The organism is Winogradskyella endarachnes (genome assembly GCF_009741275.1).
Classification (GTDB): Bacteria; Bacteroidota; Bacteroidia; order Flavobacteriales; family Flavobacteriaceae; genus Winogradskyella; species Winogradskyella endarachnes.
This window is the reverse complement of sequence record NZ_WOWS01000049.1, coordinates 1-255: the sequence shown is the minus strand read 5'-3', so window position 1 is coordinate 255 and position 255 is coordinate 1. Positions and strand designations below refer to the sequence as shown.

Sequence of the window (255 nt, the reverse complement as noted above, 5' to 3'; positions counted from 1 at the left end):
ATGTGCTTATTACAGCAACGGTTTTAGATGATAAGACACGTGAGCCAATTAGTGGTGCAGCTATAGCTTTATTTGATGACCAAGGAAACAAAGTTGTATCTAAAACAACTAATGAAGAAGGTATTGCTGAATTTATAGTAGAATGTGATAAAGACACCGAACTAGAAGTAATCAAAGAAGGTTTTGAAAGTAAAAAAGTACCTGTTAAAGGTGTAAATGAAGAAGAAAACAACGTTCAAATTTCTTTAGACCCAA

Annotated in this window: 1 protein-coding gene; it reads left to right on the top strand. The window is 32.9% G+C overall.

Translation table 11 applies throughout. The features are described from left to right. Positions 1 to 255 (top strand): carboxypeptidase regulatory-like domain-containing protein (locus tag GN138_RS15955; RefSeq protein WP_197429371.1); only part of this gene is annotated, 255 nt, incomplete at both ends.